Source organism: Kluyvera ascorbata ATCC 33433, from assembly GCF_000735365.1.
GTDB classification, from domain to species: domain Bacteria; phylum Pseudomonadota; class Gammaproteobacteria; order Enterobacterales; family Enterobacteriaceae; genus Kluyvera; species Kluyvera ascorbata.
The window spans coordinates 1-7000 of sequence record NZ_JMPL01000169.1 but is presented as its reverse complement, the minus strand read 5'-3'; the positions used below and the strand labels follow the sequence as shown (position 1 = coordinate 7000).

Genomic DNA, 7000 nt, shown 5'->3' with positions numbered 1-7000 from the left:
TAATAAGAATGTGGAGAATCACATGAGCGCAAATGCGGAGACTCAAGCCCCGCAGCAAACGCCAACAAGAAAGGCAAACGTAAACGCGCCCTCATCTTGTTGACCTTGCTCTTTGTTATTATTGCCGTAGCCTATGGGAGCTACTGGTTTTTGGTGTTGCGTCATTATGAAGAAACCGATGACGCTTACGTGGCAGGTAACCAGGTTCAAATCATGTCGCAGGTATCAGGCAGCGTGACCAAAGTCTGGGCCGACAACACCGACTATATTAAGCAGGGCGACGTGCTGGTCACCCTCGATCAGACCGATGCTCAGCAGGCCTTTGAGAAAGCGCAGACTCAGCTTGCCTCAAGCGTCCGCCAGATGCGTCAGTTGATGATCAACAACAAGCAGCTGCAGGCGAATATCGATATTCGTAAAACCACGCTGGCTCAGGCGCAAACCGACCTTAACCGTCGTATCCCGCTGGGCAACGCCAACCTGATTGGCCGTGAAGAGCTGCAGCACGCCAAAGACGCCGTCACCAGCGCGCAGGCTGCTCTGGACGTGGCGATTCAACAGTACAACGCTAACCAGGCGATGATCCTCGGCACTAAACTTGAAGATCAACCTACGGTTCGTCAGGCCGCGACCGAAGTCCGTAACGCATGGCTTGCCCTGCAGCGTACCAAAATCGTCAGCCCGATGAGCGGCTACGTTTCTCGTCGTTCCGTACAGCCGGGCGCGCAGATTAGCCCGACCACGCCGCTGATGGCCGTTGTGCCTGCCAGTAACCTGTGGGTAGACGCGAACTTCAAAGAAACCCAGCTTGCGCATATGCGTATCGGCCAACCGGTCACCGTCGTCAGCGATATTTACGGCGATGATGTGAAGTACACCGGTAAAGTGGTCGGTCTGGATATGGGTACCGGTAGCGCCTTCTCCCTGCTGCCAGCACAGAACGCCACCGGTAACTGGATCAAGGTAGTACAGCGCTTACCTGTACGTATCGAACTGGACGAAAAACAGCTGGAACAGCACCCGCTGCGCATTGGTCTGTCTACGCTGGTGAAAGTGGACACCTCCAACCGCGACGGTCAGATGCTGGCTAATCAGATTCGCACCAGCCCGGTTTACGAGAGTAACGCGCGTGAAATCAGCCTCGACCCGGTTAACAAGCTGATCAACGACATCGTCCAGGCCAACGCCAACTAATGCTGGGGTGCGCGTAATGCAACAGCAAAAACCGCTGGAAGGCGCGCAACTGGTCATTATGACCATTGCGCTGTCGCTGGCCACCTTCATGCAGGTGCTGGACTCCACCATCGCCAACGTGGCTATCCCGACCATCGCCGGTAACCTTGGCTCATCGCTGAGTCAGGGGACATGGGTAATCACGTCGTTTGGGGTGGCGAACGCCATCTCCATTCCGATTACCGGCTGGCTGGCAAAACGCGTCGGTGAGGTGAAGCTGTTCCTGTGGTCAACCATCGCCTTTGTCATTGCGTCATGGGCGTGTGGGGTATCCAACAGCCTGGGCATGCTGATCTTCTTCCGCGTGATTCAGGGGGTTGTTGCCGGGCCGCTTATTCCGCTGTCACAAAGCCTGTTGCTCAACAACTACCCGCCGGCCAAGCGCGCCGTCGCGCTGGCGCTGTGGTCAATGACGGTGATTGTGGCGCCAATTTGCGGCCCCATTCTTGGCGGCTATATCAGCGACAACTATCACTGGGGCTGGATCTTCTTTATCAACGTACCAATCGGTGCGCTGGTCGTGCTGTTAAGCCTCCAGAGCCTGCGCGGACGTGAAACCAAGACCGAGCAGCGACGCATTGATGGTATTGGTCTGGCGCTGCTAGTGCTGGGTATCGGTAGCCTGCAGGTTATGCTCGACCAGGGTAAAGAACTCGACTGGTTTAACTCAACTGAGATAGTCGTACTGACGGTGGTAGCGGTGGTATCGCTGAGCTTCCTGATTGTCTGGGAGCTGACCGACGATAACCCGATAGTCGATCTGTCGTTGTTTAAGTCGCGAAACTTTACCATCGGCTGTCTGTGTATCAGCCTTGCCTATATGCTCTACTTCGGCGCGATTGTTCTGCTGCCGCAGCTATTGCAGGAGGTCTACGGGTATACCGCAACCTGGGCAGGCCTGGCGTCAGCGCCGGTCGGGGTTATCCCTGTCCTGCTGTCGCCGATTATCGGCCGCTTTGCCCACAAGCTGGACATGCGCCGACTGGTCACCTTCAGCTTTATTATGTATGCCGTCTGTTTCTACTGGCGCGCTTATACCTTCGAACCGGGGATGGACTTCGGCGCATCGGCCTGGCCACAGTTTATTCAGGGCTTCGCCGTGGCGTGCTTCTTCATGCCGTTGACCACCATCACGCTCTCCGGGCTACCGCCTGAGCGTCTGGCGGCCGCATCGAGCCTGTCGAACTTTACCCGTACGCTAGCAGGCTCTATCGGCACGTCGATTACCACGACGCTGTGGACCAACCGCGAGGCGCTGCACCACGCGCAGCTAACGGAGTCTGTGACGCCGTTTAACCCTAACGCCCAGCAGATGTACGATCAGCTGCAGGGCATGGGGATGACGCAACAGCAGGCTTCCGGCTGGATTGCCCAGCAGATTACCAACCAGGGGCTGATTGTCTCCGCCAACGAAATCTTCTGGGTTTCGGCCGGGATATTCCTCATTCTGTTGGGATTGGTGTGGTTCGCCAGACCGCCTTTCGGGGCGGGTGGCGGGGGCGGAGGCGCCCACTAATGAAAAAGCCAGCTCAAGCGAGCTGGCTTTTTTTGACCTGAATTTCCACACGATCGGTCCGACGCAAATTGCCGGATGGTGGCGTTGCCTTATCCGGCCTACAGGGAGCGTAGTCAACCTGAACGACGGGCAATAAAAAACCCGGAGCGAACCGGGTTTTATCAGCTTGCTGAACGCACAAAACTAAATATGCAGTTCTTTCAGCTTCTCTTTTGGCAGCGCCAGCTCATCATTGCTGTTGATGCGAACGTCACGTTCAATGATATGACGCGCAATGTCCTGCGCTTCGCTGAGGGAGTGCATTTCATAAGTCCCGCACTGGTAAACGTTCAGCTCAGGGATCTGATTTTGATCCTGCACTTTCAGTACGTCTGCCATCGCCGCTTTCCAGGCATCTGCCACGCGCTGCTCATCCGGAGTGCCAATCAGGCTCATGTAGAAACCGGTACGGCAGCCCATTGGCGAGATATCAATGATTTCAACGCCATTACCATTCAGATGGTCACGCATAAAGCCCGCAAACAGGTGCTCCAGCGTGTGGATCCCACGTTCTGGCATCACTTCCTGGTTCGGTACGCAAAAACGCAGGTCAAAAACCGTGATCGCGTCACCGTGCGGCGTGTTCATTTTTTTCGCTACGCGAACGGCAGGTGCTTCCATACGGGTATGATCAACTGTGAAGCTATCTAACAACGGCATTTCGTAACCTCCGATATCTCCTTCATGCTCCCGGGTAGTGCACTTTTTTCTATCACCAACGGTTTATAACCACTTGAATAGAATCAACTTTATGCATTCCACCGCGTTCCGCTTCAGGATAATGTGATTTTTTTTAAAATAAACTGAACTCTTTGTTCCCATGCCAGTCTTAGTATATGAAAGACGCGCATTTGTTATCATCATCCCTGATTCAGAGATGTATATTTTGGCCACAGTGATGTGGCCTTTTTCTTTTGTATCAGGCGTGTCTTGCCAGCAGTGCTTCAAACGGTTCGTTATCCGCCTCTTCAATCTGCTGCTGACGCGCACGGGACGCATCACGCTCCTTCGCGAAATCTTCCTCGCTCAGAATTTCCAGCGGCTCCTCACGCAGCATCGTACGATACTGTTCCGCCAACGCTTTACCTGTGCCACCAATGCCCTCATCAAGCATAGAACGCAGAATGCGTGCGGAGAAGGTTAATTCTGGATTATCAAAGCTCGCGACCAGCTCGTCACACACTTTCTGGTATTCCGTACCGCCGTTCATACCGTCCAGCGTCTGCGCCACACGTTTGAGATCGTGGAACAGATCTTTACCCACTTTGCTCAACGGGAACTGTGCCGTTTCGCAGCCAATACCCAGCGTCAGTCCCGGCTTGCGCCCTTCCAGAATCACGCGATTCCAGTTGGTACGGGTACACAGCAGCTCGTCGCTGCTCATCTCTGGCGCATCGGCCAGCACGCACCAGACCATAAACAGGTCGAGGAAACGAATCTGCTGCTCGTCCACGCCAATCGGTGAGAACGGGTTGATATCGAGCGAACGCACTTCGATATACTCGATACCGCCGCGCAGCAGCGCATCGGAAGGCGTTTCACCGTCGCGCGTGACACGTTTAGGACGGATTGGCGCATACAGCTCGTTTTCAATCTGCAGAATGTTGCTGTTGATTTGCAGGTATTTGCCGTCTTTCTCAAGACCGATACGGGCATACTCTTCCGACGGCGTTTTAATCGCGCGCTTCAATCCTGCCACATACTCGTGCAATTCGTTAAACGTAATTCCGAGATTGCTTTGCGATTTATTGGTATAGCCAAGGTCGCTCAGGCGCAGAGAGGTGGCGTACGGCAGGTAGTACATGCCGCATTCCGTCTTCTCAAACGGCAGCGAGGTCGGTTTGCCCTGTAAGAAGGAAGAACAAATTGCCGGCGAGGCGCCAAACAGGTACGGAATTACCCAGCCAAAGCGATAGTAGTTGCGAATGAGACGGAAATAACCGGCTGAAATCGCCTCTTTATCATGCGAACCGCACTTCGCTTCCCAGAATGCCATTGGCAGTGAGAAGTTGTAGTGTACGCCGGAGATTGTCTGCATCAGCGCGCCATAGCGGTTCTTCAACCCTTCACGATACAGGGTTTTCAGGCGACCAACATTTGATGTGCCGTACTGCGCCAGTTCAATATCCTGACCCGGCGCAATATAGCAAGGCATACTCAGTGGCCACATGCGTTCATCGCCCAGCTGACGTGCGGTGTAGCGATGCACGTCACGCAGGAGCGTCAGCATATGGTCGATATCGCCATCGACCGGAGTAATAAACTCCAGCAGGGCTTCAGCAAAGTCCGTGGTGATCCATTTATGGGTCAGGGTTGCGCCTAGCGCTTCCGGATGACCGGTTGTTGCCAGAGAACCATCTGCATTAACGCGCAGCGTTTCGCGCTCAAGTCCGCGCTGGATCCCCTGAAGAGCCTGAGGATGTTTTTCCAGCCAGGACAGCGCCTGTGATACGTCCGGGATCAAATTGACCTCCCGCCTGTCGAATTCATTTTATTAAGCATAATTGTCATCGTGGAGATGCGATATTCCACCTGCCATCCAATTAGTGCCACCACGTCATGCCCTGAAGCGTCAGCGCCGCGACTGCGACGTAACGTAACGCTTTCCCCAGGCATAAAAAAAAGAGTACTGGTCCCCAGGAAATACGCATCCACCCTGCCAACAGGCACAGCAAATCGCCGATGACCGGCATCCAGCTCAGCAGCAGCGTTGCTGCACCATAGCGTCGGAGCCAGCCCACCGCTTTTTCCTGCCACCGCGATGTTTTGCGTAATGGAAAAAAACGACCAAGAATAACGTTAGTAGCCCCGCCAAGGCTATTACCCATTGTTGCTATTACTACCAGAAGCCAGGGCTTACTCGCGCCCGAAAGCAGCAGCGCGACCAACACGGCTTCGGAGTTACCCGGCAGCAGCGTTGCACTAAGGAAGCTGCTTGCAAACAGCGACCCTAGTGCCAGAAATTCATTCACAGCAGACGTACGTCAACGGCATCCATTCCCGCAGCCGCCGCGGCCTGAAGGCCAAAATCGGCATCTTCAAACACCACACAGCGCTCAGGGGGTACGCCGATTAACTCAGCGCACAGTAAAAAGGTATCCGGTGCTGGCTTGTGCTGTTTTACGTGATCGGCGGCGACAACGGCCGCAAAATAATTGCGTAGCCCCAGATGTGCGAGCAGCGCTTCAGCCACGGCGCTTTCGCTGCCCGTACCCACCGCCATAGGGCGACGACCGTGCCACTCCTTCACAACTTCAATAAGCGGTAATGGCGTGACCGAGTCCAGCAGCATCGATTTCACCGCCGCGGTTTTTTCACGGGCGAGAAGATGAGGATCTAAATCGGTCTGATGGCTTTCAATAATCGCCTGGGCAATGCGCCAGGTCGGAGAGCCGTTCAGGGCAACCATCGCCTGTTCGTCGAACTGCATTCCATATTTCCCCAACACTTCACGCCACGCCTTACGGTGCGTAGGTTCCGTATCAAGGATGGTGCCATCCATATCAAAAATCAATCCAGCATAGCGTTCGTACATTGTCTTCTCATCCTTAGCCAACGTGACGTTACTTTATCGCAAAAGGGGCTAATTGTCGCTGATAGCCGTAGAGACGGCAAAGGCACCTTATCGGTGCCTTTGTTATCGTGACTGGCCGGGGTTATTTTATCTGCATGTCGTTTTCAACAACCCGTACGCCCTGAACCTGGCGCGTGACCTCTACCGCACGTTTTGCATCGGCAGCGGATGACACAAAGCCACTGAGCTGCACGCGACCTTTAAAGGTCTGCACATTAATTTCGCTGGATTTAATCTGTTTATCGCTGAACAGCGCGGTTTTTACCTTCGTGGTCACGACCGTATCATCGATATAACCACCGGTACTTTCCTTGGTTGAAGAACCCGCACAGCCAGACAGCGAGATAGCTACCAGAAGCGCTGCACAAGACGCAGCCATTGCTTTGAACCATTTCATGGATTTCTCTCCTTGCACTCAGGTCACCAGAATAAGGGTGTATCAGAGATAAATTATAGTGGAAAGAATGAGTTGCCAATCAGAAAAGTGTGAAGAAGATTTTTGATAGAAAAAATCTGAGGGGTTTGTGAGAGATTAAGGATAACAGGGAGATTTCAAGAAGATGGTGCATCCGGGAGGATTCGAACCTCCGACCGCTCGGTTCGTAGCCGAGTACTCTATCCAGCTGAGCTACGGATGC

General features: G+C 54.0%; 6 protein-coding genes, 1 tRNA gene and 1 pseudogene. 2 read left to right on the top strand and 6 right to left on the bottom strand.

Annotation, left to right across the window (positions count from 1 at the left end; translation table 11 throughout):
- Positions 1 to 22 precede the first annotated feature (22 nt).
- Both emrA and emrB read left to right on the top strand, forming a co-directional pair.
- Positions 23 to 1194 (top strand): annotated as a pseudogene (gene emrA / locus GKAS_RS22105) (multidrug efflux MFS transporter periplasmic adaptor subunit EmrA).
- A 16-nt stretch (positions 1195 to 1210) separates the two neighbouring features.
- Positions 1211 to 2749: a multidrug efflux MFS transporter permease subunit EmrB gene (gene emrB, locus GKAS_RS22100; protein ID WP_035897513.1), complete on the top strand. Its 1539-nt coding sequence runs from the start codon at positions 1211 to 1213 to the stop codon at positions 2747 to 2749.
- Positions 2750 to 2932: 183 nt separating this feature from the next.
- Here the strand turns inward: emrB and luxS are convergent, their stop codons facing one another.
- The 6 genes from luxS to GKAS_RS22070 form a co-directional block, all read right to left on the bottom strand.
- Positions 2933 to 3448, bottom strand: a complete 516-nt coding sequence (gene luxS, locus GKAS_RS22095) for an S-ribosylhomocysteine lyase (RefSeq protein ID WP_035897511.1) — start codon at positions 3446 to 3448, stop codon at positions 2933 to 2935.
- Between the two features lie 259 nt (positions 3449 to 3707).
- Positions 3708 to 5252, bottom strand: a complete 1545-nt coding sequence (gshA, locus tag GKAS_RS22090) for a glutamate--cysteine ligase (protein ID WP_035897509.1) — start codon at positions 5250 to 5252, stop codon at positions 3708 to 3710.
- Between the two features lie 79 nt (positions 5253 to 5331).
- Entirely contained in the window at positions 5332 to 5760 is a 429-nt protein-coding gene (locus tag GKAS_RS22085; protein WP_035897507.1) for a YqaA family protein, read from the bottom strand.
- A complete protein-coding gene (gene yqaB, locus GKAS_RS22080) occupies positions 5757 to 6323 on the bottom strand; it encodes a fructose-1-phosphate/6-phosphogluconate phosphatase (protein WP_035897505.1) in 567 nt (188 codons plus the stop codon). Before yqaB ends, GKAS_RS22085 begins: the two co-directional genes overlap by 4 nt.
- 121 nt (positions 6324 to 6444) lie before the next feature.
- The gene (locus GKAS_RS22075; protein WP_035897502.1) at positions 6445 to 6759 is read right to left on the bottom strand and encodes a BON domain-containing protein; all 315 of its coding nucleotides are present in this window, start codon (positions 6757 to 6759) and stop codon (positions 6445 to 6447) included.
- A gap of 164 nt (positions 6760 to 6923) precedes the next feature.
- Positions 6924 to 7000, bottom strand: a tRNA-Arg gene (locus tag GKAS_RS22070).

What these genes read in the sequence shown, in the direction of transcription:
- emrB (WP_035897513.1), top strand. Translation starts at nt 1,211, where the DNA reads ATGCAACAGCAAAAACCGCTGGAAGGCGCGCAACTGGTCATTATGACC.
- luxS (WP_035897511.1), bottom strand. Translation starts at nt 3,448, where the DNA reads ATGCCGTTGTTAGATAGCTTCACAGTTGATCATACCCGTATGGAAGCA.
- yqaB (WP_035897505.1), bottom strand. Translation starts at nt 6,323, where the DNA reads ATGTACGAACGCTATGCTGGATTGATTTTTGATATGGATGGCACCATC.
- GKAS_RS22075 (WP_035897502.1), bottom strand. Translation starts at nt 6,759, where the DNA reads ATGAAATGGTTCAAAGCAATGGCTGCGTCTTGTGCAGCGCTTCTGGTA.